This is a genomic window from Micromonospora sp. CA-244673 (assembly GCF_050948395.1).
GTDB lineage: Bacteria > Actinomycetota > Actinomycetes > Mycobacteriales > Micromonosporaceae > Micromonospora.
The window spans coordinates 3,933,748-3,957,971 of the sequence record NZ_CP192019.1 but is presented as its reverse complement, the minus strand read 5'-3'; the positions used below and the strand labels follow the sequence as shown (position 1 = coordinate 3,957,971).

At 75.5% G+C, this 24,224-nt stretch carries 22 protein-coding genes; 19 read left to right on the top strand and 3 right to left on the bottom strand.

Translation table 11 applies throughout. The features are described from left to right. Window positions 1-45 precede the first annotated feature (45 nt). From ACQP12_RS18535 to ACQP12_RS18520, 4 genes are all read left to right on the top strand, one after another. Window positions 46-1,827 (top strand): hypothetical protein, encoded by a 1,782-nt coding sequence (locus ACQP12_RS18535; protein WP_433280482.1) that lies wholly within the window; start codon window positions 46-48, stop codon window positions 1,825-1,827. A gap of 157 nt (window positions 1,828-1,984) precedes the next feature. Next, on the top strand, window positions 1,985-2,908 hold the full coding sequence (locus ACQP12_RS18530; RefSeq protein ID WP_433280481.1) for an SPFH domain-containing protein: 924 nt from the start codon (window positions 1,985-1,987) through the stop codon (window positions 2,906-2,908). Window positions 2,909-2,950: 42 nt separating this feature from the next. After that, window positions 2,951-3,298 (top strand): PadR family transcriptional regulator, encoded by a 348-nt coding sequence (locus ACQP12_RS18525; protein WP_393357938.1) that lies wholly within the window; start codon window positions 2,951-2,953, stop codon window positions 3,296-3,298. After that, on the top strand, window positions 3,295-4,371 hold the full coding sequence (locus tag ACQP12_RS18520; RefSeq protein ID WP_433280478.1) for a hypothetical protein: 1,077 nt from the start codon (window positions 3,295-3,297) through the stop codon (window positions 4,369-4,371). The genes ACQP12_RS18525 and ACQP12_RS18520 overlap by 4 nt, the downstream gene beginning before the upstream one ends. A gap of 22 nt (window positions 4,372-4,393) precedes the next feature. Here the strand turns inward: ACQP12_RS18520 and ACQP12_RS18515 are convergent, their stop codons facing one another. The 3 genes from ACQP12_RS18515 to shbA are packed head-to-tail and all read right to left on the bottom strand — an operon-like array spanning window position 4,394 to window position 7,443. After that, entirely contained in the window at window positions 4,394-5,992 is a 1,599-nt protein-coding gene (locus ACQP12_RS18515) for a sensor histidine kinase (RefSeq protein WP_433280476.1), read from the bottom strand. Between the two features lie 42 nt (window positions 5,993-6,034). After that, a complete protein-coding gene (locus ACQP12_RS18510; protein ID WP_433280473.1) occupies window positions 6,035-6,868 on the bottom strand; it encodes an anti-sigma-D factor RsdA in 834 nt (277 codons plus the stop codon). Next, window positions 6,865-7,443, bottom strand: coding sequence for an RNA polymerase sigma factor ShbA (gene shbA / locus ACQP12_RS18505; protein WP_433280471.1), 579 nt, complete (start codon window positions 7,441-7,443; stop codon window positions 6,865-6,867). The genes ACQP12_RS18510 and shbA overlap by 4 nt, the downstream gene beginning before the upstream one ends. A gap of 164 nt (window positions 7,444-7,607) precedes the next feature. On the opposite strand from shbA, the gene ACQP12_RS18500 reads away from it, so the two are divergent. The 15 genes from ACQP12_RS18500 to ACQP12_RS18430 all read left to right on the top strand — a co-directional run bounded on the left by ACQP12_RS18500 (window position 7,608) and on the right by ACQP12_RS18430 (window position 24,139). Further along, complete coding sequence (locus ACQP12_RS18500) at window positions 7,608-8,579, top strand: ABC transporter ATP-binding protein (RefSeq protein WP_357947035.1); 972 nt, start codon at window positions 7,608-7,610, stop codon at window positions 8,577-8,579. Further along, on the top strand, window positions 8,576-9,346 hold the full coding sequence (locus ACQP12_RS18495) for an MlaE family ABC transporter permease (RefSeq protein ID WP_433280468.1): 771 nt from the start codon (window positions 8,576-8,578) through the stop codon (window positions 9,344-9,346). The genes ACQP12_RS18500 and ACQP12_RS18495 overlap by 4 nt, the downstream gene beginning before the upstream one ends. A 1-nt stretch (window position 9,347) precedes the next feature. Then, entirely contained in the window at window positions 9,348-10,151 is an 804-nt protein-coding gene (locus ACQP12_RS18490) for an MlaE family ABC transporter permease (protein ID WP_433280465.1), read from the top strand. Between the two features lie 2 nt (window positions 10,152-10,153). Beyond that, on the top strand, window positions 10,154-11,443 hold the full coding sequence (locus tag ACQP12_RS18485) for an MCE family protein (RefSeq protein WP_433280463.1): 1,290 nt from the start codon (window positions 10,154-10,156) through the stop codon (window positions 11,441-11,443). Next, window positions 11,440-12,474 (top strand): MCE family protein, encoded by a 1,035-nt coding sequence (locus ACQP12_RS18480; protein ID WP_433280461.1) that lies wholly within the window; start codon window positions 11,440-11,442, stop codon window positions 12,472-12,474. The genes ACQP12_RS18485 and ACQP12_RS18480 overlap by 4 nt, the downstream gene beginning before the upstream one ends. Next, complete coding sequence (locus ACQP12_RS18475) at window positions 12,471-13,457, top strand: MCE family protein (protein ID WP_433280459.1); 987 nt, start codon at window positions 12,471-12,473, stop codon at window positions 13,455-13,457. Before ACQP12_RS18480 ends, ACQP12_RS18475 begins: the two co-directional genes overlap by 4 nt. Next, window positions 13,457-14,701, top strand: a complete 1,245-nt coding sequence (locus tag ACQP12_RS18470; protein WP_433280457.1) for an MCE family protein — start codon at window positions 13,457-13,459, stop codon at window positions 14,699-14,701. Before ACQP12_RS18475 ends, ACQP12_RS18470 begins: the two co-directional genes overlap by 1 nt. Then, on the top strand, window positions 14,698-16,122 hold the full coding sequence (locus ACQP12_RS18465; protein ID WP_433280455.1) for an MCE family protein: 1,425 nt from the start codon (window positions 14,698-14,700) through the stop codon (window positions 16,120-16,122). The genes ACQP12_RS18470 and ACQP12_RS18465 overlap by 4 nt, the downstream gene beginning before the upstream one ends. Next, on the top strand, window positions 16,119-17,357 hold the full coding sequence (locus ACQP12_RS18460; protein WP_433280453.1) for an MCE family protein: 1,239 nt from the start codon (window positions 16,119-16,121) through the stop codon (window positions 17,355-17,357). The genes ACQP12_RS18465 and ACQP12_RS18460 overlap by 4 nt, the downstream gene beginning before the upstream one ends. Further along, a complete protein-coding gene (locus ACQP12_RS18455) occupies window positions 17,354-18,145 on the top strand; it encodes a hypothetical protein (RefSeq protein ID WP_433280451.1) in 792 nt (263 codons plus the stop codon). Before ACQP12_RS18460 ends, ACQP12_RS18455 begins: the two co-directional genes overlap by 4 nt. A 17-nt stretch (window positions 18,146-18,162) precedes the next feature. Then, window positions 18,163-18,669 carry a hypothetical protein gene (locus ACQP12_RS18450; protein ID WP_433280449.1) on the top strand — a complete coding sequence of 169 codons (507 nt, stop codon included), beginning with the start codon at window positions 18,163-18,165 and terminating at the stop codon, window positions 18,667-18,669. A 239-nt stretch (window positions 18,670-18,908) separates the two neighbouring features. Continuing rightward, entirely contained in the window at window positions 18,909-20,549 is a 1,641-nt protein-coding gene (locus tag ACQP12_RS18445; protein ID WP_433280447.1) for a protein kinase domain-containing protein, read from the top strand. Between the two features lie 55 nt (window positions 20,550-20,604). Then, window positions 20,605-21,606 (top strand): hypothetical protein, encoded by a 1,002-nt coding sequence (locus ACQP12_RS18440; RefSeq protein WP_433280445.1) that lies wholly within the window; start codon window positions 20,605-20,607, stop codon window positions 21,604-21,606. A gap of 73 nt (window positions 21,607-21,679) precedes the next feature. Continuing rightward, entirely contained in the window at window positions 21,680-22,645 is a 966-nt protein-coding gene (locus ACQP12_RS18435) for a mechanosensitive ion channel family protein (RefSeq protein ID WP_357947068.1), read from the top strand. A 198-nt stretch (window positions 22,646-22,843) separates the two neighbouring features. Further along, window positions 22,844-24,139: an MFS transporter gene (locus ACQP12_RS18430; RefSeq protein ID WP_433280442.1), complete on the top strand. Its 1,296-nt coding sequence runs from the start codon at window positions 22,844-22,846 to the stop codon at window positions 24,137-24,139. The last annotated feature ends 85 nt before the right edge of the window (window positions 24,140-24,224 follow it).

Genomic DNA, 24,224 nt, shown 5'->3' with positions numbered 1-24,224 from the left:
CGTCCGTAGTCTGGCCCGGGCCGGCAGGGGGAGCGGGGGAGCGGCATGGGCGAACGGGCGCGGCTGGACCGGCGGAGCCTCCTCGCCGCCGCCGGTGGCCTGGCGGTCGCCGGGATCGGCGTGCCGGTCGGCCTGGCCGCCACCGGCGACCCGCCGTCGCCGGCCCGCGGACGGCGGCCGATCAGCATGGCCATGCACCTGCACGCCTCGTTCAGCGAGGGCGTCGCCAGCTACGCCGCCCACCTCGACCAGGCCCGCCGCAACGCCGTCGACGTGCTCTGGTGGACCGACCACGACTTCCGCGTCGCCGCCCACGACCATCGCCGGACCGTCCACTTCGACGGTCCGGAGGAGCCCGAGGGCGGGCTGGCCTGGACCTGGAAGGCGTCCACCGAGGGTCGGGTCACCGCGTCCGCCGCCGACTTCGTGCCCGCCCCGCACGCCGACGACGACCCCGGCCGCGCGCTGCGGCTCACCGCCGCGGGCGCCGGCATTCTCTGGTACGCCGGCAAGGCGTGGAACTGGACGCACACCGGGAACATCTCCGACACCACCCTGCACCTCGACGTGCTGCCCGAGGCCGCCGGTCCGGACGCCACGCTGATCGTCGAGATCGCGTTGTCCCACCACCCGGCCGGCGCCGGCCGCCCCGCCGGCCAGCTCGTGCTCCGCTACCGCCTCGGCGCGGCGGCCGAGCCGCGGCACCGCGCCGACGGGCGGCACGGCAGCGTCGACCTGCCCGCCCCGCCCGGCGCCTGGCGGCGGCACACCCTCGACCTGCTGGCCGACGTGCGGCGGCTCTGGCCGGACCTGGTGGCCGGGGACAACTCGCTGCGCGGGCTGCGCCTCGGGGTGCAGGTCGCGGCCGGCGCGCGCGGCGCGTTCGTGGTCGACCGGCTGGTCTTCGACCGGGCCCGGCGCGCCGGGCAGGGCGGCGAGGAGCTGCGGGCCGAGGTGCTGCGCGGCTACGCCGGGGCGTACCCGGGCGTCACCCACCACCGCGCGTACGAGGTGTCGATGGTCCGGCACCTCAACTGGTTCGGCGGCGACCAGACGCTGCCGCCCTTCCCGTCGCCGCCGTACCGGGACAACGACGCCGGGGCGACCGAGCGGATGGTGGAGTTCCTGCACGGCCACGGCGGGGTGGTCTGCTGGAACCACCCGCTCGACGTGGAACGCCGCGAGTCCCTCGCCCGGCTGCTGGTGGAGCGGCACGCGCTCGGCGTCGACCTGATCGAGATCGGACGCAACCCGGTCGACGACCACCTCTGGGCGTACGACGTGGCGGCCCGCAACGCCATCCCGGTCACGGCCGTCGGGGTGACCGACGATCACGACGGCACCGACTGGCGGGCCGGGCGGGAGCGGCACGTCACGTACGTCTGGGCGGCCTCCACCGGCCGCGACGACCTGGTGGCGGCGCTGCGCGCCGGGCAGGCCTGGTTCACCGACCTGGCGCGCTACCGGGGCGCCCTCGACCTGGAGATCGGCGGCCGCAGCGCGATGGGCGCCGTGGTGCTCACCGACGCCGACCCGACCGTCCGGCTGCGCGCCACCGACCTGCCGGCCGGCGCGACCCTGGAGGTGGTCACCGGCACGGTCGACCGGGCCGGCGTCGCGGAGCCGACCCCCGCGATCCGGACCGGACAGGTGCCGTGGCGGCAGCTCCGCGAGGGCTGGCACGACCTGTCGGTGGAGGTGGGCGTCGGGGCGTACCTGCGCACCCAGGTCCGGGGACGCGACGGGGAGATCGTCGGCGCGAGCAACCCGGTCTGGCTGCTACGCCAGGCCCCACCGCACGGCATCCCGATCGACCGCCGCTTCTGAACCGACGGCTCTCCCGGATCTTGGACAGTTTCCGTTCGCTGGTGACGGCAACTGTCCAAGATCGCCCGGGGCTGCGCGCGGCGCGGCAGGCGTGAAGTGCGGGGGATCGGGTACGCGCGCGGCCGGGAGGCGGGCGCCTCCGGGATCGAGGGGGACCATGGCAGCCGCCGCCGTCGTCGTGCTGGTCATCGTCGTCGTGCTCGTGGTGCTCGTGGCCTCGCTGAGCATCCGGCTGGTGCAGCAGTACCAGCGCGGCGTCGTGTTCCGCTTCGGCCGGGTGCTGGAGCGCATCCGGCAGCCCGGCTTCCAGCTGATCATCCCGGTTGCCGACCGCATGGTGCGGGTGAGCATGCAGACCACGGTGATCGGGGTGCCCGCGCAGGGCGTGATCACCCGGGACAACGTCACGCTCACCGTCGACGCGGTCGTCTACTACCGGGTGGTCGACCCGGTGAAGGCGCTCGTGAACGTCCGTGACTACCCGTCGGCGGTGCTCCAGGTCGCGCAGACCGCGCTGCGGTCGGTGATCGGCAAGGCGGACCTGGACACCCTGTTGCGCGACCGGGACCGGATCAACGCGGAGTTGAAGACGGTCATCGACGCGCCCACCGAGAAGCCGTGGGGCCTGCTCATCGAGCGGGTGGAGGTCAAGGACGTGTCGCTGCCGGAGGGGATGAAGCGGTCGATGTCCCGGCAGGCCGAGGCGGAGCGGGAGCGCCGGGCCCGGGTGATCGCGGCGGACGGCGAGTTCCAGGCGTCGCGGCGGCTCGCCGACGCCTCGCGGGCGATGGCGAACACGCCGGGGGCGTACCAGTTGCGGCTGCTCCAGACGGTGGTGGACGTGGCGGCGGAGAAGAACAGCACGCTGGTCATGCCGTTCCCGGTCGAGTTGCTGCGCTTCTTCGACCGGCTCGCCGGCGAGGGCCGCGAGCAGGCCGGTCCGGGCGGGCAGGCCGGTGCGGGCGGGCGCACCGGAGCGGGCCCGACGGAGCAGGCGACGCCGGTCGGGCCGGTGCTCGGGCCGGTCACCGAGAGCGTCGCAGCGGCCGCCGAGGGGGACGGTAGCCGGCCGGCCAAGTGACGGTATCGCGTATATGCCGATAGCCGGTATATGCTCGCCGGCATGACCGACAGTCCCCTACGGGAACCGACGTTCCTGGTCCTCACCGCGCTGGCCGAGACACCCCGGCACGGCTACGCGGTCATCGAGGACGTGCTGCGCATCTCCGACGGGCGGGTCCGGTTGCGCGCCGGCACCCTCTACGCCGTCCTCGACCGGCTCCGCGCCGACGGTCTCATCGAGGTCGACCGCGAGGAGGTGGTGCAGTCCCGGCTGCGCCGCTATTACCGCCTCACCGCGCTGGGCGCGACCCGGCTCGCCGACGAGGTGACCCGGCTGCGCCGCAACGCCGACACCGCCGGCCGCCGGCTGCGCGCCGCCGGCCTGCTGCCGGGGGGAGGGGTGGCGTGAGCGCCGCCGAGCTGGAGCGCCGCTACCGCCGGCTGCTCGCCGTCCACCCCTGGGAACACCGCCGGGCGTACGAGGAGGAGATGGTGACGGTCCTCCTCGCCGACGCGCGGCCGGGGCAGACCCGGCCCGGGCTGCGGGACACGGTCGACCTGGTCGGGGCCGGCCTCCGGGCCCGGCTGCGGGTGGGCGCACGGGGGTTCACCGAGCCGGCCTGGGTCGACGCCGCCGCCGTCACCGGCGTCCTGCTGGCGCTGATCCTCTGCGCCGCGGCCGGGCGGAACGTGCTCGACCAGCTCCTGGTCGACCCGTCCCTGCCGCCGCCGATGCGCGGCGTCGGCCCCGATCTCGTCGACTGGCTGCGGGTGGCCGGCTGGGCGGCGGTGGCGGTGACCGCGCTGGCCGGGTTGCCCCGGGTGGCCGCCGGCCTGGCCTGGGTCGGGGTGGCCGGCTGGGCGGTGCTGGTCGGGCCCGGCGTCGTCGACCAGCCGACGTACGTCGTCGACACCCTGCCCCAGTTCGTCCTCGCCGTGGTGGCCGCCGCCGCGCTCACCGTGCCCGCGCCGCCGCGCCGGGCGCCCGCGGTGCTCGGGCCACGGCGGCTGGCCGCCCTGGTGGCCGGTCCGGTCGTGGCGCTCGCCCTGCTGGAGCTGAATCGGGTGACCAGCCCGCTGTTCGAGGTGCGGGACGGCCTGACGAGCTACCAGAGCTTGTACGGGCTGGAGGCCCGCAGCGAGCTGGTGATCTGGCTCTACGTGGCCGGGCTCGGCGCCGCGGCCCTGGCCGTCGTGGTCGCCGTGGCGACGCTCGCGGCGCCGGTACGCCGGCGGATCGCCGTGCTGCTGGCGCCGGTCGCCGCGCTGGCCCTGGTCATCGACACCACGCTCGCCGGCTGGTCGGTGTCCACCATGCACATGGGACACACCATCCCGCTGGTGCCGGCCCAGTGGCTCATGCTGGTGCTCGTGCCGCCGGTCACCTTCCTGGCCGGGGTGCTGCTGGTGCGCCGGCGCGAGGAGACGCTGCGGATGCTGGCGCTGGGCCGGGCCGCCGACCGGGAACGGCCCGCCGGCTGAGCCGTCGCCGGTGGCCCCGCGCTCAGGCCGGGGCCACCGCCGCGCGCTCGCCCGCCTGCTCCGGCACGGCGGCCGTGGCGGCCGGCCTCGGCAGGGTGAAGACGAACCGGGCGCCCTCAGCGTACCCGTCGTCCAGCCGCAGCGAGCCGCCGTGGTACTCGATGATCTTCTTGCAGATGGCCAGCCCGATCCCGGTGCCGTCGTAGGCGCCGCGCGGGTGCAGCCGCTGGAAGATCAGGAAGATCTTGTCGGCGTAGCGGGGGTCGATGCCGATTCCGTTGTCCGCCACGGCGAGCTCCCAGCCGGCCTCGTCCTCGGTGACCGCCACCCGGATCCGGGGCGCCCGGTCGGACCGGCGGAACTTCACGGCGTTGCCGAGCAGGTTCTGCCAGAGCATGGTGAGCAGCGTCGGGTCGCCGTGCACCACCGGCAGCGGGTCCGCCACGATCTCGGCGCCCGCCTCGGCGATCCGGTCGGAGAGGTTCGACTCGGCCTGGGCGAGCACGGCAGCCAGGTCCACCTCCCGGTCGTCGCGGTAGACGCGGCCGATCCGGGAGAACGCCAGCAGGTCGTTGATGAGGTTCTGCATCCGGGTCGCCCCGTCCACCGCGTAGTCGATGTACTGCCGGGCCCGGTCGTCGAGCTGGCCGGCGTAGCGGCGGTGCAGCATCTGGCAGAACGACGCCACCTTGCGCAGCGGCTCCTGGAGGTCGTGCGAGGCCACGTAGGCGAACTGCTCCAGGTCCTCGTTGGACCGGCGCAGCTCGGCGGCCTGCTGTTCGAGGGCGTCCCGGTGCCGGCGGCTGGTGTGCAGCGCGTCGACCACCCGCTGCCGCATGGTCTCCACGTCGGCGGTGAGCCGGGCGATGTCGGCCGGCCCCTCCGGGGCGAGGCGGTGCTCGAAGTCGCCGCCGGCCACCCGCCGTACCGAGGCGCCCAGCCGGTCCAGCGGGCGCAGCACCGTGGTGCGGACCAGCACCGAGATGACGATGCTGGACAGCAGCAGGGTGGCCAGGATCGCCACGAAGAGAAGGTCCCGCAGCGCGCGGGCGCCGTCGAGGTCGGCCCGGCCGGCCACCTGCTCCCGGTCCAGCCGGGCCTCCAGGCCGGTCAGCCCCTCCTGCGCGGCGTCGAACGCCACCCCGCCCTGCCGCACCACCGGCGCCAGCTCCGCCGCGCCCGCGCCGGCCCGCCGGGCGGCGATCAGCCGGGCCGGGTAATCGGCCCGCCAGCGCTCCGCGAGGACGAGGGCGGCGTCCAGCTCACGGCGCGCGTCCGGCTCGTCGGCGAGCAACTCGCGGGCCCGCCGCGCGGTCGCGCGCTCGGCGGCCACCCCTTCCTCGTACCGGCGCAGCAGCTCCGGGTCGCCGCTGATGACGTATCCCCGGACCGCCGCGACCTGCTCCAGCAGGCCGCTCTCCAGCCGGCTCACGGCGGTGCGGGCCGGGGAGATGGTGTCGGCCAGCCGGTTGGAGACCGCGGCGGTGTGGGACAGCGCGACCGCGCCGATCCCGCCGCCGGCGAGCACCAGCACGGTCATCCCGAGCATCATGACGCTCAGCCGCCGGCTCGTGGTCATCCGCGCCCGGCGTCCCTCGTTGACGGTCGTCGCTGCGCTCACGCCAGCACAGTAACCGAGCGCCGGTCCGTGGCGCGGACTCGCTCAGTCGAGCAGCCCGCCGCCGGTGGGCAGCGGCAGCTCGGGCAGCGGCAGCCCGGAGATCGACACCGACGGCAGCGGCAGCCGGGGCAGCGGCAGCAACGGACTGCCGGCCGGTGCCGGCGAACCGCTCGACCCGGGTCTCGGCGTGCCGCCCCGGGTGGCGGGGGCCGGCCGGGGCGTACCGGTGACGGTCGGGCTCGGGACGGCGGTGGGCGCGGGGGTGGCCGGGCCGGTCGTGGCGGCCGGCGCCGTGCTCGGCGGCGCCGTTGCCGCGCGGGCCGCCGCCAGATCGCGGGCCAGGACGTCGAGCGCGGCGCCCAGCCGGGCGACGGCCGCCCGGTCCTCGACCCGGGCGAGGTCCCGCCGGCCCTGCGCGACCAGCGCCTCGGCGTCGTCGAGCCGGCCGGCGTCCAGGGCCGCGCGGGCGCGGTCCACGGTGTCCTCGATGCCGCGCACCTCGGCCTGCTGCGGGTGCAGCAGCCGGGTCAGCGACCAGAGCGGGCTGCCCGGTCCGGCGTCGCGGCTGCCGATGCCGAGCCCGGAGACCAGGGCCAGCAGCGCCACGGCGGCGGCCGCCAGCCGCAGCGTCCAGGGGCGGGGGCGGCGGACCGCCCGTCGCGCGGGCGCCTCCTCGGCGGGCGCGGGCGCGCCGGGGCGTACCGCGGTGGCCGGCTCCTCGGCGAGCTCGGCCCGCCAGAGGGCGAGCATCCCGGCGAGCGCGTCGCCCTCGGGCGCGGCCTCGCCGCGGCCGAGCGCGTCGAGCAGCGCGTCGTCGCGGGCGATGGTCCCCAGGTCCATCGCCTCGTCGCCGTCGCCCGGCATCCGCCCGGTCATGCCGCCACCTCGTCCAGTGAGCCCCCGGCCAGGGTACGGAGCCGGGCCAGCGCCCGGGACTGGGCCATCCGGACCGCGGCCGCCGACATGCCGACGATGCCGCCGACCTCCTCCGCGGACAGCCCCGCGGCGACCCGCAACAGGATGATCTCCCGCTGCGCGTCGGGCAGCCGGTCGAGCAGCGCGGAGAGCCGCCGGGCCAGGTCGCTCGCCACGGCCTGCTGTTCGGGACCGGGCGCGGCGTCCGGCCGGTCGACGGGGGTGTCGGTGGGGCTCACCGCGGCGTCGCGGACGGCGGAGCGCTGGGCGTCGGCCACCTTGTGCGCGGCGATGCCGTAGACGAACGCGGCGAACGGGACGCCCTGCTCGCGGTAGCGGGGAAGGGCGCGCAGCACGGCCACGCACACCTCCTGGGCCACGTCGTCGGCGGTGGTGTACGCCCCGCCCACCCGGCCGAGCCGGGCCCGGCAGTAGCGGACCAGCCCCGGACGTACGCCGACGAGCAGCGCCTCGACAGCCGCCGGGTCGCCCGCGGCGGCCCGGCGGACGAGTTCGGACTCGATCACTGTCGTCATGGCGTTCGTGGAACATCCTCATCGCCGGCCGTTTTCCGGCACGGTATCGACACCTCCGGGGTTTTGCATAGCTCGCCGGTCGTCCCGAAGAGGTGACGGAAAGTAGTTGTTGCGTCCGGCCGGCCCCGCCCGATGTCCCAGTGGGACACGAAGGGAGGGGAACGATGGGCGTCGAGGTCGCGGTACGCGGACTGACCAAGTCCTTCGGCGGGCACCCGGTCTGGTCGGACCTCACCCTGACCCTGCCCGCCGGGGAGATCTCCGTCCTGTTGGGACCCTCGGGCACGGGCAAGTCGGTGTTCCTCAAGACGCTGGTCGGTCTGCTGAAGCCCGACCGGGGCTCCGTCCTCATCGAGGGCCGGGACCTGCCGAGGCTCTCCGAGCGCGAGCTGTACGAGGTGCGCAAGCTGTTCGGCGTGCTGTTCCAGGACGGCGCGCTGTTCGGCTCGATGACCATCTACGACAACGTGGCGTTCCCGCTGCGCGAGCACACCCGCCGCTCCGAGTCGGAGATCCGGGCCGTGGTCACCGAGAAGCTGGAGATGGTCGGCCTGGTCGGCGCCGAGCACAAGCTGCCCGGCGAGATCTCCGGCGGGATGCGCAAGCGGGCCGGGCTGGCCCGGGCGCTCGTCCTCGACCCGCGAATCGTCCTCTTCGACGAGCCGGACTCCGGGCTGGACCCGGTGCGCACCGCCTATCTGAACCAGCTGATCGTCGACCTCAACCAGCGCACCGGGGCGACCTTCCTGATCGTCACCCACGACATCAACACGGCCCGGACCGTGCCGGACAACATCGGCCTGATCTATCACGGGCACCTGGCCATGTTCGGGCCGCGCGAGATGCTGCTGTCCAGCACCGAGCCGGTGGTCCGGCAGTTCCTCAACGCCCAGCGCATCGGCCCGATCGGGATGGCCGAGGAGAAGGACGCCGAGGAGCTCGCGGCCGAGGCGCAGGCCGGTGTGGAACTCCCGCCGCTGCCGCCGATCCCGCTGCAACTGCCCCCGTCGGACGGGCGGCCGCGCCGGGCCGAGCGCCCGCCGGGGCAGTGGTGCCGCGAGCATGGCGTCACCCCGCCGCCCGGGTCGTTCGAGGGCCGCTGGGCCGCCGACCCGAACGAGGAGGTGGTGGTATGAGCGCCGCCGCCGCCGCCGTCCGGAACACCGGCGAGTTCTTCGCGTTCTGCCTGGACACCCTGCGCGGGCTGGGCCGCCGGCCGGTGCAGGTGCGCGAGTTCGTGCAGCAGGCCTGGTTCATTAGCTCGGTGTCCATCCTGCCCGCCGCGCTGGTCTCCATCCCGTTCGGCGCGGTGATCGCGCTCCAGCTCGGCTCGCTGGTCCGCCAGCTCGGCGCGCAGTCGTTCACCGGCGCCGCCTCGGTGCTCGCCGTGGTCCGTGAGGCCGGCCCGATCGTCACCGCGCTGATCATCGCCGGCGCCGGCGGCTCGGCCATCTGCGCCGACCTCGGCGCCCGGAAGATCCGCGAGGAGCTGGACGCCATGCAGGTGCTCGGGATCGACCCGATCCACCGCCTCGTGGTGCCCCGGGTGCTCGCCTCGATGCTGGTGGCGGTGCTGCTCAACGGCCTGGTCAGCGTGGTCGGGGTGACCGGCGGCTACGCGTTCAACGTGGTGCTCCAGGGCGGCACGCCCGGGGCGTACCTGGCCAGTTTCCAGGCCCTCGGCCAGCTGCCCGACCTGGTGGTCGGCGAGGTGAAGGCGCTGCTGTTCGGTGCCGCCGCCGCGCTGGTCGCCAGCCATCAGGGCATGACCGCGAAGGGCGGGCCGAAGGGCGTCGGCGACGCGGTCAACCGCAGCGTGGTGATCACCTTCATGTTGCTGTTCGCGCTGAACTTCGTGGTCACGGCCGTGTACTTCCAGGTCGTCCCGCAGAAGGGGAGCTGACGTGGCGGTTTTGCGGTATCTCGACGACCTGGGCGGGCAACTCGCCTTCCACCTGCGCGCCGTGGCCTGGGCGCCGCGCACCCTGCGCCGCTACCGGCGCGAGGTGATCCGGCTGCTGGCCGAGGTCAGCTTCGGCACCGGAGCGCTCGCCGTGCTCGGCGGCACCGTCGGGGTGATCTGCTTCCTCACCTTCTTCACCGGCACCGAGGTCGGGCTCCAGGGCTACCAGGCGCTCGACCAGATCGGCAGCAGCGCCTTCACCGGCTTCGTCTCGGCGTACTTCAACACCCGCGAGATCTCGCCGCTGGTCGCCGCGCTGGCGCTGTCGGCCACGGTCGGCTGCGGGTTCACCGCCCAGCTCGGCGCCATGCGGATCTCCGAGGAGGTCGACGCGCTGGAGGTGATGGGGGTGCCCTCGCTGCCGTTCCTGGTCACCACCCGCATGATCGCCGGCTTCATCGCGGTCATCCCGCTGTACGTGGTCGGCCTGCTCGCCAGCTACCTGGCCACCCGCACCATCGCGGTCGGCTACTTCGGACAGTCCGCCGGCACCTACGACTACTACTTCCACCTGTTCCTGCCACCCGAGGACGTGCTCTGGTCCTTCGGCAAGGTGCTGGTGTTCAGCGTGATCGTCGTGCTCGTGCACTGCTGGTACGGCTACACCGCCAAGGGTGGGCCGGCCGCGGTCGGCGTCGCCGTCGGCCGGGCCGTGCGGACCGCGATCGTCGCGGTCAACGTCGTCGACTTCTTCCTGTCCCTGGCCATCTGGGGCGCCACCACCACCGTCCGGATCGCGGGGTGACCATGCGACACCGTCTGCTGGGCCTCGTCTTCGTCGCCCTGCTCACCGCGGCGCTGACCGCCGCCGTGCTCCAGTACCGCGGGGCGTTCACCCCGGTCGACCGGGTCACCCTCCGCGCCGACCGCGCCGGCCTGCACCTCCTGGAAGGCGCCGACGTGAAGGTACGCGGCGTGGTGGTCGGCGCCGTCCGCTCGGTACGCAGCGACGGGCACGGAGCGGTGATCGGGCTGGCCCTCGACCCGGCCACCACCGGCCGGATCCCCGCCGACGTGACCGCCCGGCTGCTGCCCAAGACCCTGTTCGGCGAGCGGTACGTGGAACTCGTCCCGCCCCCGGGCAGCTCCGCCGGGCCGATCCGCGACGGCGCGGTGATCACCCAGGACCGCAGCCGCACGGCCGTCGAGCTGGAACGGGTGCTCGACGAGGCGCTGCCGCTGCTCCAGTCCGTCCGCCCCGACCAGCTCGCCACCACCCTCGGCGCGATCACCACCGCCCTGGAGGGGCGCGGCGACCGGCTCGGCGCGAACCTGGTCCGGCTCGGCGCGTACCTGCGGCAGCTCAACCCGCAGCTGCCGACCCTCACCGAGGACCTGCGCCAGCTCGCCACCGTGCTGGACAGCTACGACGCGGCGCTGCCCGACCTGATCGCCCTGCTGCGCGACGTGACCGTCACCGCCCGCACCGTCGGCGACCAGCGCGACCAGCTCGCCGCGTTCCTCGCCGACACCACCGACACGGCCGACACCGCCCGCGGCTTCCTGGACCGGCACGGCGACCAGCTCATCCGCCTCGGCCAGGTCAGCCGCCCGGTGCTGGAACTGCTCGCCGCCTACGCGCCGGAATACCCGTGCCTGGTGCACGGGCTGGTCGACCTGCAACCGCGCGTCGAGGAGGTCTTCGACGGCGGCCGGATGCACATCACCCTGGAGGTGACCCGCGACGGCGGCCCGTACGAGCGGGGCCGCGACGAGCCCGCCTACGCCGCCCACGACGGCCCCGACTGCCGGGGCCTGCCGAACCCGAAGGTGCCCGCACCGGAGGTGGCCGTCGCCGACGGCTACGACTACGGCGGCGCCCGTACCCCGAAGCCCCTGCCGGTGGGGGTGCCGGCCGGCGGGGCGCCCGCGGCGCCGGCCTCCCCGGCGATGGGCCGGGCCGGCACCGGCGAGGAGCGGGCCCTCGTGAAGCCGCTCGTCGGCGGGCTCACCGGGACGCCACCCGCCGAGGTGCCCGACATCGCGGTGCTGCTCTGGGGCCCGCTGCTGCGCGGAGCGGTGGTGACCGCACGATGACCGGGAAGACGACCCCCGCGCTGGTCAAGCTGCTGGTGTTCGCGGCGATCACGCTGCTGGCCACGGGGCTGCTCGCGCAGACCCTCGGCGCGTTCCCGCCCGGCGGCACCACCTACCGGGCCCGGTTCACCGACGTGACCGGCCTGCTCTCCGGCGACGACGTGCGCATCGCCGGGGTGCGGGTGGGCAAGGTGGCTGGCATCCGGGTGGTCGACGACACGACCGCCGAGGTCGCCTTCACCGTCGACCGGACGGTGCCGGTGGCCGTCGGCGTGCGCGCCGCGGTCCGCTACCGCAACCTGGTCGGCCAGCGCTACCTGGCCCTGACCGAGGGCCCCGGCGACCCCCGCCCGCTGCGCCCCGACGGTCTCATCCCGCTCGCCCAGACCAGGCCGGCGCTGGACCTGACCGTGCTGTTCAACGGCTTCCGGCCGCTGTTCACCGCGCTCGACCCCGCCGAGGTCAACAAGCTGGCGTACGAGATCGTCCAGGTGCTCCAGGGTGAGGGCGGCACGGTGGCCAGCCTGCTGCGGCGCACCGCCTCGCTGACCAGCACCCTGGCCGACCGGGACGCGGTCATCGGCCGGGTGGTCACCAACCTCAACGAGGTGCTGGGCACCCTGGCGAGCCACGACCGGGAGCTGGACCAGAGCGTCGTCCAGCTCCAGCAGTTCGTCTCCGGGCTCTCCGCCGACCGCACCGCCATCGGTGAGGCGCTGGTCAGCCTCGGCGAGCTGACCGACACCACCGCCGGGTTGCTGCGCCAGACCCGGCCGCCGCTCGCCGCCGACGTCCGCGCCCTCGACGACCTGGCCGGCACGCTCAACCGGAACTCCGCCGTCATCGACGCCACCCTGGGCCGGCTGCCGGAGCGCTACGAGTCGCTGACCCGGGTCGCCTCCTACGGCTCCTGGTTCAACTTCTACCTCTGCGACTTCGACGGCCGGCTCGCCGTCGACGGCCACGCGCCGCTCACCGTGCCCGGCGTCGACGCCACCGCCGCCCGCTGCGCCACCGGAGGTGCCCGGTGAGGCCGTTCCGCGAACGCAACCCGGTGGTCGTCGGCGCGATCGGGCTGACCGTGCTGGTGGCCGCCCTGCTCGGCGCGTTCCAGCTCGACCGGATCGCCGCGCTCACCGGCCGGTCGTACGCTGCCGCGTTCCACGACGCCAGCGGCCTGGCCACCGGCAACGAGGTCCGGGTGGCCGGGGTGCGGGTCGGGCAGGTCACCGCCGTGGAACTCGCCCGCGACCCGCAGCCGCACGTGCGGGTCCGGTTCCGGGTCGACGACGACGGCGTACGCCTCGGCCGGGACACCGGCGCGACCATCCGGATCAAGACGGTGCTCGGGCAGAAGTACCTGGCGCTCGCCCCGGCCGGCCCGGGGAAGCTGCCCGAGCGCGCGCAGATCCCGCTGGACCGCACGGCCGCCCCGTTCGACGTGGTGCAGGCCGTCACCGGCCTCGCCGACACCCTCGACAAGGTCGACACCGACCAGCTCGCCCGGACGTTCGCCACCCTGTCGGAGACCTTCGCCGACACCCCGCCGAGCGTGAACACCTCGCTGACCGGGCTGTCCCGGCTGTCCCGCACCGTGTCCTCCCGCGACGCCGAGCTGCGCACCCTGCTGTCCCGGGCCCGGGGCGTCACCGGTGTGCTCGCCGAACGGGACGAGGAGTTCCGCAAGCTCGTCACCGACGGGGAGAAGCTGCTCGCCGAGGTCAGCCGGCGGCGGGACGCCATCCACCAGCTCCTGGTCGGCACCGACCAGCTCGCCACCCAGCTGTCCGGGCTGGTCGCCGACAACCGCACCCAGCTGCAACCGGCGTTGCGCAAGCTGCGCGACGTGGTCGCCGTGCTGCAACGCAACCGCGACGACCTGGAGCAGACCATCCGCCGGATGGGCCCGTTCGTCACGGCGTTCGCCAACGTGGTGGGCAACGGGCGTTGGTTCGACTCGTACGTCGACGGACTGCTCCAGCCGTACCTGCCCGCCGCCACCGGAGGTCGCTGATGCCCGGTCGGATCCAGCGCTGGCGGCGACCGCTCGCCGCGGCCACCGTGCTGCTCACCGCCGTCGCCGTCGGCGCCGCCGTGTGGCGCCACGAACCACCCGACCGGCGGGTCGTCGCCTACTTCACCCGCGCCGTCGGCGTCTACGCGGGCTCCGACGTGCGGATCCTCGGCGTCCGCGTCGGCGAGGTCGAGAAGGTGGTGCCGCAGGGGCGGGTGGTCCGCGTCGAGATGCGCTACGACCCGGAACTGCGGCTGCCGGCCGGCGCGCAGGCGCTGATCGTCCCGCCCAGCGTGGTCAGCGACCGGTACGTGCAGCTCACCCCGGCGTACACCGGCGGCGCCGCGCTCGGCGACGGCGCGCAGATCCCGGTCGACCGGACCGCCGCGCCCATGGAGATCGACGACATCTACGCCGCGCTCGACGAGTTCAACCGGGCCCTCGGGCCGCGGGGCGCCAACGCCGACGGTGCCCTGTCCGGCCTGGTCGCCACCGGCCGCGCCAACCTGGAGGGCAACGGCGCCGACCTGCACGACACCCTCGACGGGGCCTCGCGCGCGCTGACCACCCTGTCCGCCGGGCGCGGCGACCTCTTCGGCACGGTGGTCAACCTGCAACGCTTCACCACCACCCTGGCCCGCAGCGACCAGCAGGTACGCCGCTTCCAGCAGCAGCTCGCCGACGTCGCCGAGCAGCTCGCCGGGGAGAAGGAGGAGCTGGCGCGGGCGCTGCGCAACCTGGCCGCCGCGCTCGGCGACGTGACCACCTTCGTCCGGCAGAACCGGACCGCCCTGACCTCGAACGTCACCGCGCTGACCGACATCACCCGGGTCCTGGTCCGCCAGCAGCAGGCGGTCATCCAGATCCTCGACGTGGCGCCGCTGGCCATCGGCAACCTCAACCTCGCCTACAACCCCCGCTCCGGCACCCTGGACACCCGGGACAACCCGCTCGGCCCGTACGACCCGGCCACCTTCGCGTGTTCGCTCATGGTCGACCAGCTTCCCGTCGCCCAGGTGCCGGCGATCTGCACCAAGCTCGCGCAGACCCTGCGCCAGCGCGGGCTGCCCCTCACCGATCAGCTGCGCAAGCTGCTCAAGCTGCCGCCCGGCGCCCCGGCGGGAGGCGGGTCCTCACCGGGATCCGTCAGCTCCCCCGGTGCGCCGACCGCCGACGAGGCGCCGGGCGGCTCCTCCATCCCGAGCGACCCCACGCTCGGCGGCATCCTGCGGGGCCCGGCGTGACCGCCGCGGGGGCCGCGGCCCGGTTGCTGGCCGGCGCACTGGCCGTGGCCCTGCTGGCCGCGGGCTGCGGCCTGCCCGAGGTGGCCGACCTGCCGCTGCCCGGCGGCCGGCCGGCCGGGCCCGGCTACACGGTCACCGCGGAGTTCGGCGACGTGCTGGACCTGGTGCCCCGGGCCGCCGTCAAGGTCGACGACGTCACCGTCGGCAGCGTCGAGAAGATCTCCCTGGACGGCTGGCACGCCCGGGTCCGGCTGCGCATCGACCGGGCGGTACGGCTGCCGGCCAACGCCACCGCCGCCGTCCGCCAGAGCAGCCTGCTCGGCGAGAAGTACGTGGCGGTGGCCCCGCCGCCGGCCGAGCCGGCCCGCGGCGACCTGGCCGACGGCGACCTCATCCCGCTGTCCCGCACCACCCGCGGCGCCGAGGTCGAGGAGGTCCTCGCCGCCCTGGGCCTGCTGCTCAACGGCGGCGGCCTGGCCCAGCTGCGCACCATCAACGCCGAGCTGAACCGGGCCCTCGCCGGGCGCGAGCCGGCGCTGCGCGACACCCTCACCCAGCTCGACACCTTCCTCGGCGGGCTGGACCGGCAGAAGGCCGACATCGTCCGTGCCATCGACGCCCTCGACCGGCTCAGCGGCCGGCTGGCCCGGCAACGCCAGGTCGTCGGCGACGCGCTGGACTCCCTGGCCCCGGGCCTGACCGTGCTGGCCCGGCAACGCGCCCAGCTCACCAAGGCGCTCACCGAGCTGGGCCGGCTCGGCACCGTGGGCACTCGGGTGGTGCAGCGCAGCCGGGCGGACACGGTGGCCGCCGTGACCGCCCTGCAACCGATCCTGGAGCAGCTCGCCCGGGCCGGCGACGACCTGCCGAAGTCACTGGACTTCATGCTCACGTTCCCGTTCCCGCCGAACGTCACCGGCGCGATCGTCGGCGACTTCGTGAACCTGTCCGTCACGGCCGACCTGGACGCCGCCAGCATCCTGGCCAACCTGGTGGCCGCCGCGCCCGCCCCGGCGCCGCGGCCCACCCGGCCGGCGACACCGACCGCGCCCCGACCGTCCGCCAGCGGCGGCCCGAGCCGGCCCGGCACCAAGCCCGGCGGCGGCATCCTGCCCGGCCTGCCCGACCTGCCGTTGCTCAAGTGCCTGCCGGACCTGAAGAACTTCCCGGCCATCTTCACCCCGCCGAAGGAGTGCGGCCTGCCGGAGGGCTGCAAGCTGCTCAAGCCCGGCTCCACCGTGCCGCTGGGTGGCCTGCTGCTGCCCAAGGGCCTCGTGCCGCGGGGCACGGCGCTCCCCGTCGGCACCGAACTGCCCGACGGCACCGTGCTCACCGCCGAGTGCGTGCTCCCGCTGACCGGCGCCGTCACCGGACAGATCGGCGACCTGACCGACGTGCTCGGGGGAGGGCTGATCCCGTGATCGGACGCACCGTGAAGCTCCAGGTGCTCGCCTTCGTGCTGGTGAGCATCCTCGGCGTCGGCTACGTCGGCGTCCGCTACGTCGGCCTCGGCGAGCGGCTGTTCCACACCGGCTACGTCGTCCACGTCGACCTGACCCGCGCCGGCGGGCTGTTCGCCAACGCCCCGGTCACCTACCGCGGCGTGCCCGTCGGCCGGGTCACCGCGGTCGACCTGCACGGCGACGGGGTCCGCGCCGACCTGCGCCTCGACCGGGGCGTCCGGGTCCCCGACGCGCTGCGCGCCGTGGTCGCCCAGCGCTCCGCCGTCGGCGAGCAGTACCTCGACCTGCGTCCCGAGCGCGACGGCGGGCCGTACCTCGCCGACGGGGCGGTGATCCCGGCCGACCGGACCGGGCTGCCGCTGGCCCCGGAGACCCTGCTGACCAACCTGGACGCGCTGGTCCGCTCGGTCGACCCGGACGACCTGACCGTGCTCGTCACCGAGCTGGGCACCGCGTTCGAGGGCAACGAGCAGGCCCTGGCCCGCATCCTCGACGCCGGGGACGCCCTGCTCGCCGAGGCGGACCAGCGGCTGCCCGAGACCCTCGCGCTGATCCGCGACGCGCGCACGGTGCTGACCACCCAGGCCGAGTCCACCGAGGCGCTGCGCCGCTGGTCGGCCGGGCTGGCGCAGCTCGCCGCCACGCTCCGCTCCGCCGACCCGGACCTGCGCCGGCTGCTGGCCGGCGGGCCGCCCGCCGGGGTCGAGCTGCGGGCGCTGCTGCGCGGCCTGGAACCCGACGTCGGCGTGCTGCTCGGCAACCTGGTCACCGTCAACGGGATCGCCGCCCGGCGGCTGCCCGGCATCGAGCAACTGCTCGTCGTGTACCCGATCGCCGTGGCCGGCGGGTACACCGTCACCCCGGGCGACGGCACCGCCCACCTCGGCCTGGTGGTCAACGCGGGCAACCCGCCGTCCTGCGTCTACTCCGGCGGCGCCACCCGATGCGACTCCGGCGAGCGGGCCGCCGGGGCGAGCGTGCGCGGCGCCGGGAACGCGCCCCGGCCCGGCGGCGCCGACCCCGCACCCCCGCCCCAGGCCGAGCAGGGCGGCGACCCCGGATATGACCCGGCGACCGGCCTGGTGCTCGGCGCCGACGGCCGCCCCCTGCAGTTCGGCGGCACCGGCGGCCAGTACCGCACCGCCGGGGCCCAGTCCTGGAAACAGCTGTTGCTCGCCGGGGTGACCCCGTGACCGGCGTACCCGAGGAGGTGGCGGTGCCCAGCCGCAGGAACACCACGTTGAAGGTCATCAAGGGCGCGAAGGCCGGCCCGGCCACACCGCGCCGCCGCCTGGTCAGCCGCGCGGTCCCCGCACCCGCCGAGCCGATCGAACGGGTGCTGGAACGACTCGACCGGGAGCCGGTCGAGGACCCCACCGAGGCCGGGGACCTCACCGTCGTCGGCGACCCGGCCGAGGTCGAGGACCTGCCCGAGCCCGATCCGGAGCCCGCCGAGCCGGACGCCGACGCCGAGCCGGCCGGCGCGGCCCCGCCCCGGCGGCGTCGGGCGCTCACCGCGCTGCTCGTGGTGCTGCTGGCCGCCGCCCTGGCCGGCGCCGGCGTGCAGGGCCACCGCTGGTACGTCGACCGGGCCACCGACCAGGCCCGCCGGGAGGCCGTGGCCGCCGCCCGGCAGGCCGCGGTCAACTTCGTCTCGGTCAGCGCGGCCAGCGTCGACCGGGACCTGAGCCGGATCACCGCCGGCGCCACCGGCGACTTCAAGGACGAGTTCACCCGCGGCCAGGCCCAGGTCCGCGCCGCCGTCGTGGAGAACAAGGTCCAGTCGCAGGGCACCGTGCTGCGCGCCGGGATCGTCTCCGGCGACCGGCGGCGCGCGGTGGTGCTGGTGGCGGTCGACGCCACCGTCCGCAACGTGAAGGCGCCCGACGGGCGGCCGTCGCACTACCGGGTCCAGCTCGACCTGGTCCGGGACCGGGACTCGGGGGACTGGCTCGTGACCAGGCTCCAGTTCGTCGGATGACCGACAGGAGAAGACCGATGCGCCTACCGACCGTCCTGCGTCGACCCCGACTGCGGCTGCGGCCCGTGCCGCTGCTCGTCGTCGCGCTGCTGCTGGCCGCCGCCGTGGCGGTGGCCGGCTGGACCGCCGACCGCCGCGCCGGCCAGCGCGACCAGGCCGTACGCCAGGCCCTGGCCACCGCGCCGGCCGCCGCCAAGGCCCTCTTCTCGTACGACTACCGCACCTTCGACGACAGCGTCGCCAACGGCCGCACCTTCGCCACCGGCGCGTTCGCCGACGAGTACGCGCAGACCACCACGGCACTCAAGGCGACCGCCATGAAACAGCAGGCCGTGGTGCTCGCCGAGGTGTCCGCCACCGGCGTGGTCGACGCCGGTCCGGACCGGGTGGAGCTGCTGCTCTACCTCAACCAGTACCGGCGCAACGTGACCACGGCGGGGGAGAAGGTGGACCAGAACCGGGTGGTGCTCACCCTGGTACCGGTGCACGGCGAGTGGAAGGTCGTCCAGGCCACCGCCATCTGACCGGCGGGCTTGCCCGGGTCTGCTAGCAGTGGCGGTGTGTCCGTTCTCGACCATCCGCCGGCCGACCGGCCCGGCCCGCCCACGACCGGCCCCGGAACCGGCCGGCACCCCGGTTCCGGGGCCGCCGTCCGGCGTGCGGAAGCATCCGTTGCGCCGATGGACGGCGGCGCCGGCGCGACCAGAATGACCAGCGAGGCGGAGGCCGACACCCGCCCCTGGAACGCCGTGGAGGCCGTCGCATGAGCGGCTGGCAGCTGTCCGGCTACACGCCGGTCCGTCGGCTCGGCGCCGGTGCGTCGGGCAGCGTCATGCTCGCGACCCACGACGCCACCGGCACCCCGGTCGCCATCAAGTACCTGGTGCGCGACATCGGCGCCGACCCGTCCTTCCGGACCGCCTTCCGGGAGGAGGCCCGGCTGCTCGGCGAGATCGACGACCGGCACGTCAGCCGCCTCTACGAGTACGTCGAGTCCCCGCACGGCGCGGCCATCGTGATGGAGCTGGTCAACGGGGTCTCGCTGCGCCAGATGCTGCGCGCGCACGGCCCCACCACCCCCGAGGCGGCGCTCTGCGTGCTGAAGGGCTCGCTCGCGGGCCTCGCCGCCGCGCACGCCCGTGGTGTGGTGCACCGCGACTACAAGCCGGAGAACGTGCTGGTCACCGGGGAGGGGCTGAGCAAGCTCGCCGACTTCGGCATCGCCATGCCGGTCGGCCAGGGCTCCGACACCACCGTCTCCGGCACGCCCCGCTACATGGCCCCCGAGCAGTGGACCGGCGCGCCCGCCAGCCCGGCGTGCGACATCTACGCGGCCACCGCCACCTTCTTCGAATGCCTCACCGGCCGGCCCCCGTACCCGGGGCCCGACCTGTTCAGCCTGCGCGAGCAGCACGCCTCCGCGCCCATCCCGACCGACCCGGCGCCCCCGCCGGTGCACGAGCTGCTCCGGCACGGCATGGCCAAGAGCCCCGACGAGCGGCCCCAGCCCGCCCAGGTGTTCCTGGAGATCCTCGACCGGGTGGCCGGCGCGGGATACGGCGGGGAGTGGGAGGAGCGTGGGCTCCGCGAGCTGGCCCGCCGGGCCGCCCTGCTCGCCGCGCTCTGGCCGTTCCCCGACGGCGCCGGCGGCGCCACCAGCCTCGCCAGCACCACGCTCGGCGCGGCGGCGGGGCGCGGCGGCCGGCTCCGCCGGGGCCGGGCGCGAACGGCGCTGGCCGGCGGCGCGCTGGTCGCCGCCCTGGTCGCCGGGGGCGCCGGCTACAGCTACGCCGCCAACGACGGACCCGCCGCGGACGACCCGACCGGCCCGGCCGTCGCCGGCCCCACGGTCACCGACCCGACCGGCGCCACCCCGACCGGCGCGCCCGCGCCGACCGCGACCGCCGTCCCGTCCGCGTCGGCCACCCCGTCGGCGACGCCGAGCGCCACCCCGAGCGGCTCCCGGTCCGCGACGCCCACCCGCTCACCGGTACGCACCAGCGCGCCCGCACCGACCCCGTCGACCAGCACCTCACCGCCGCCCCCGCCCGACGTGACGGCGCCCGCCGTCGACGGCGTCGCCGCCGACCCGGGCCAGCTGGAGCCGCAGGGCTGCCCGTACGGCTACAAGACCAGCACGGTCACCGCCACGGTCAGCGACGACCGCAGCGGCCCGGCCGCCCTGAAGGTCACCTTCCGCTACACCCTGGAGGGCGCCACCCGCACGGGGTCGATGGCCTCCGCCGGGCGCGGCGTGTTCCGCGGCACGCTCGGCCCGTTGCCCGCGCCGAAGCAGAGCAGCCGCATCCCGATCCAGGTCACCGCCGTCGACGCCGCCGGCAACGCGACCACCTCGGCGTCCCCGGTGTACGTGACGCTCTACAACTACTGCACTCCCGGCTAGGAGTCGTGACCGTGCCCGTAGCCCAGACCCGCACCCTGACCCGCGGACGGCCGGCGTGACCCGGCCGGAGGAGCCGACCGAGGCGCTGCCCACCCGGGCGCTGCCCGCCGATCCCGGCGCGACCGTCGACCTGGGCGACCCGGACCCCGCACGTGGTGACGCGACCGTCCACCTCGGGCCGCCGGCCCGGCCCGGCCCACCCCTGAACCCGGACGCGACAGTGCACCTGGGCGCCCCGGCCGTGGATCCGCCGGCCACGGCCGAGCCGACCGTGCACTTCACCGCCAGGCCCCAGCCGACCAGACCGTTCGGTGCGCCGGCTGTCGGTGCTCCGGGCGGAGCCGAGCCGACCGTGCACTTCGGTGCGGCGCCGGAGCCGACCAGACCGTTCGGTGCGCCAACCGTCGGTGCTCCGGGCGGTGCCGAGCCGACCGTGCACTTCACCGCGCCGCCCCGGCAGCACGGGCCGGCCGCCATGGCCGGGGGCGGGGCGACCTCCGGGGCGTACCGAGGGGCGACGGCGGACGCGCGGGCGGGGAGCGGCGCCGCGGCGCCCGGCGGGGAGCTGCGGTTCGGACCCGGCGTGCCGGCCACCCCGCCGCCGGCCCCGGCCTGGCCGGCGATGCCCCCGGCGCGGCGGTCCCGCCCGGTCTGGCGCCGGGTCGTCTCCGTGCTGTCCACCCTGCTCACCGCGGCGCTGCTGGTGGCGGTCGGGCTCTACCTGTGGCAGCGGCTGCGCCCGCTGGAGGTCGAGGGCGTCACCGTGGCGGTGCCCCGGCCGCCCGGCGTGGCCTGCGACGTCACCGTCGACGTGGTGGCCACCGTGCGGACCAACGGGCGCGGCGGGGTGATCCGCTACCAGTGGTTCCGGTCGGACGCCCCGCCGGGCGGCCTGCTCACCGAGCGGGTCGGCCGCGGCCAGCGGACCGCCACCCTCACCCTCAAGTGGACGTTCAGCGGGGTCGGCGCGACCACCGGGATCGCCACCGTGAACATCATCGAACCGTCGCCGGTGCAGGCCGGCGCGCAGGTCCGCTACCGCTGCCCCGGCGGCTGACCGCGTTTCCCCGAGGGCCGCGCAGGGTAGCTCCAGGCCAACCGAACCTGACCCTGTGCGTGGAGGCCCTTCGATGAAAGACAACTTCGGGGACGCGGTGGGCGACGCGTTCCGCTCGGTGATGCTGTTCCTGCCCAAGGCGGTCGCCTTCGTCGCCATCCTGGTCGTGGGCTGGCTGGTCGCCAAGGCCGTGCTGAAAATCGTGGACAAGGTCCTGGAGCGGGTCCACTTCGACCGGGCCGTCGAGCGCGGCGGCATCAAGACCGCCCTCGCGCGCTCGAAGTACGACGCCAGCGACATCGTCGCGAAGCTGGCCTACTACGCGGTGCTGCTGGTCACCCTCCAGCTCGCCTTCGGGATCTGGGGCCCGAACCCGATCTCCGACCTGATCACCGGCGTCGTCGCCTGGCTGCCCCGGGCGTTCGTCGCCATCGTCATCGTGGTGGTGGCCGCGGCCATCGCCCGGGCGGTGAAGGACATCATCTCCAGCGCCCTCGGCGGCCTCTCCTACGGCCGGGTGCTCGCCAACATCGCCTCGGTGTTCATCCTGGGCCTCGGCGTCATCGCCGCGCTCAACCAGATCGGTGTCGCCACCACGGTGACCACCCCGGTGCTGATCGCCGTGCTCGCCACCGTCGGCGGCATCCTGGTCGTCGGCGTCGGCGGCGGCCTGGTCCGCCCGATGCAGAGCCGCTGGGAGAACTGGCTGGCCCGGGCCGAGGAGGAGTCGCGGACCATCGCCACCCACGCCCGGGCGTACCAGGCCGGGCGGCGGGACGTCGAGGCGCGGTTCGGCGGGACGGCCGGCCCGTACGCCGAGGCCGAGCTGACCCGGCCGGTGGCCGGCGAGACCGAGGCGGACCGGACCCAGCCGGTCGCCCCGTACGGCGCGGCGGAGCCGACCCAGCCGGTGCCGGCGTACGCCGACCCGGACCGCACCCAGCCGACCACCCCGCGGCAGCCGACGGCCGAGCAGGCCGCGGACAGCGAGGCCACGATGGTCATCCCGCAGGCGGACGTGGACCGGTCCCGCCGCTGACCGACCCGCATTCCGACCGGGGTGGGGCCCTTCCGGGTCCCACCCCGGTCCGTGTGCGCGGGGCGGCGCGGCGGCCGGCCGCCCGGTTACGATCGGCGCATGCACTGGCGACATTGATGCCCTGCCGAGGGTCGAGCCCGCGGGCCACCGCGGACACCGCACGTCCGGTGTCCGTCACGTCCCCGTGGGAAGGCCCTCATGCTCGTCGTCTCCGCGCGCGTGCCCGCCGAGCGCAGGCTCGCCGTCACGCTCTACGCCTACGCGTTCCTCACCGACCTGGTGCTGCTCTATCCGGTCTACACGCTGCTCTTCGCCGACACCGGGCTGTCGGTCGGGCAGATCTCCTCGCTCTTCGTGCTCTGGTCGGCCGCCGGCATCCTGCTGGAGGTGCCCTCGGGCGCCTGGGCCGACGCGGTCTCCCGGCGGCTGCTGCTCTGCCTCGCCCCGCTGCTGACGGCCGCCGGCTTCGCCCTCTGGGTGCTCGTCCCGTCCTACCTTGCGTTCGCCGTCGGCTTCCTGCTCTGGGGCGCGGGCGGCGCGCTGCGCTCCGGCGCCCTGGAGGCGCTGGTCTGGACCGAGCTCGACCGGCTCGGGGCCGCCGGCCGCTACGCCCGGCTGACCGGCCGGGCGAGGACCGCCGAGCTGCTGGGCGTGGTCGGCGCCATGGGGCTGGCCGCGCCGGTGCTGGCGCTCGGTGGCTATCCGGCGGTCGGCGCGGCGAGTGTGGCGGCGTGCCTGGCGGCCGCCGCGGTCGCCACCCTGTTCCCCGAGCACCGGCCAGGTCACGGCCCGCGAAACCACCGCCAGGCCGGCACCGACCGGCCCGGCACCGATCAGCGCGGCACCGACCAGCCCGACGCGGCCGAGCCCGGCTGGCTGGCCAGCCTGCGTGGCGGGCTGGCCGAGGCCCGCGCCGACCGGTCGGTGCGGGCGGCGCTGCTGCTGGTGCCGGCGGTCGCCGCCGTCTGGGGCGGCCTGGACGAGTACACGCCGCTGCTGGCCCGGGACACCGGGGTGCCGGCGGCGACCGTGCCGCTGCTGCTCCTGCTCGTGTGGGCCGGCACGACGGTGGGCGGGCTGCTGGCTCCGGTGGGGGAGCGGCTGACCGACCGCGGCTTCGCCGCCCTGCTGGCCGGTGCGGCCCTGGCCCTGGCCGCGGGCGCCCTGGTCCGCCACCCGGCCGGGTTCGTCCTGGTGGGCGTCGCGTTCGCGGCGTTCCAGCTCGCCACCGTGCTGGCCGACGTCCGGCTCCAGGCCCGGATCAGCGGACCGGACCGGGCGACGGTCACCTCGCTGGCGGGGATGGCCACCGACCTGGCGATCGTCGGGGTCTACGCCGGGTACGGCGTCGTGGCGGGCGCCGCCGGCCACGCGGTCGCGTTCGCGGTGGCCGTGCTGCCGTACCTGCTGCTGGCCGGCCGGCTGGGCGCCCGCCGTTCCGCCCGCCGGGTTCGGTCGAATCGGTCGTTGCCCGAAAATACCGGTGTTTCCTGATTACGGTATGGGCGGAAGTGGCCGGCGCCGGTCGTTCCCGGGGCGGCTCGGGCGGACCGGCGGTGGCTGGCCGGGAACGGAGGCG

What these genes read in the sequence shown, in the direction of transcription:
- ACQP12_RS18500 (WP_357947035.1), top strand. Translation starts at nt 7,608, where the DNA reads ATGGGCGTCGAGGTCGCGGTACGCGGACTGACCAAGTCCTTCGGCGGG.
- ACQP12_RS18430 (WP_433280442.1), top strand. Translation starts at nt 22,844, where the DNA reads ATGCTCGTCGTCTCCGCGCGCGTGCCCGCCGAGCGCAGGCTCGCCGTC.
- ACQP12_RS18485 (WP_433280463.1), top strand. Translation starts at nt 10,154, where the DNA reads ATGCGACACCGTCTGCTGGGCCTCGTCTTCGTCGCCCTGCTCACCGCG.
- ACQP12_RS18470 (WP_433280457.1), top strand. Translation starts at nt 13,457, where the DNA reads ATGCCCGGTCGGATCCAGCGCTGGCGGCGACCGCTCGCCGCGGCCACC.
- ACQP12_RS18530 (WP_433280481.1), top strand. Translation starts at nt 1,985, where the DNA reads ATGGCAGCCGCCGCCGTCGTCGTGCTGGTCATCGTCGTCGTGCTCGTG.
- ACQP12_RS18480 (WP_433280461.1), top strand. Translation starts at nt 11,440, where the DNA reads ATGACCGGGAAGACGACCCCCGCGCTGGTCAAGCTGCTGGTGTTCGCG.
- ACQP12_RS18445 (WP_433280447.1), top strand. Translation starts at nt 18,909, where the DNA reads ATGAGCGGCTGGCAGCTGTCCGGCTACACGCCGGTCCGTCGGCTCGGC.
- shbA (WP_433280471.1), bottom strand. Translation starts at nt 7,443, where the DNA reads ATGACGACAGTGATCGAGTCCGAACTCGTCCGCCGGGCCGCCGCGGGC.
- ACQP12_RS18525 (WP_393357938.1), top strand. Translation starts at nt 2,951, where the DNA reads ATGACCGACAGTCCCCTACGGGAACCGACGTTCCTGGTCCTCACCGCG.
- ACQP12_RS18435 (WP_357947068.1), top strand. Translation starts at nt 21,680, where the DNA reads ATGAAAGACAACTTCGGGGACGCGGTGGGCGACGCGTTCCGCTCGGTG.
- ACQP12_RS18510 (WP_433280473.1), bottom strand. Translation starts at nt 6,868, where the DNA reads ATGACCGGGCGGATGCCGGGCGACGGCGACGAGGCGATGGACCTGGGG.
- ACQP12_RS18495 (WP_433280468.1), top strand. Translation starts at nt 8,576, where the DNA reads ATGAGCGCCGCCGCCGCCGCCGTCCGGAACACCGGCGAGTTCTTCGCG.
- ACQP12_RS18450 (WP_433280449.1), top strand. Translation starts at nt 18,163, where the DNA reads ATGCGCCTACCGACCGTCCTGCGTCGACCCCGACTGCGGCTGCGGCCC.
- ACQP12_RS18535 (WP_433280482.1), top strand. Translation starts at nt 46, where the DNA reads ATGGGCGAACGGGCGCGGCTGGACCGGCGGAGCCTCCTCGCCGCCGCC.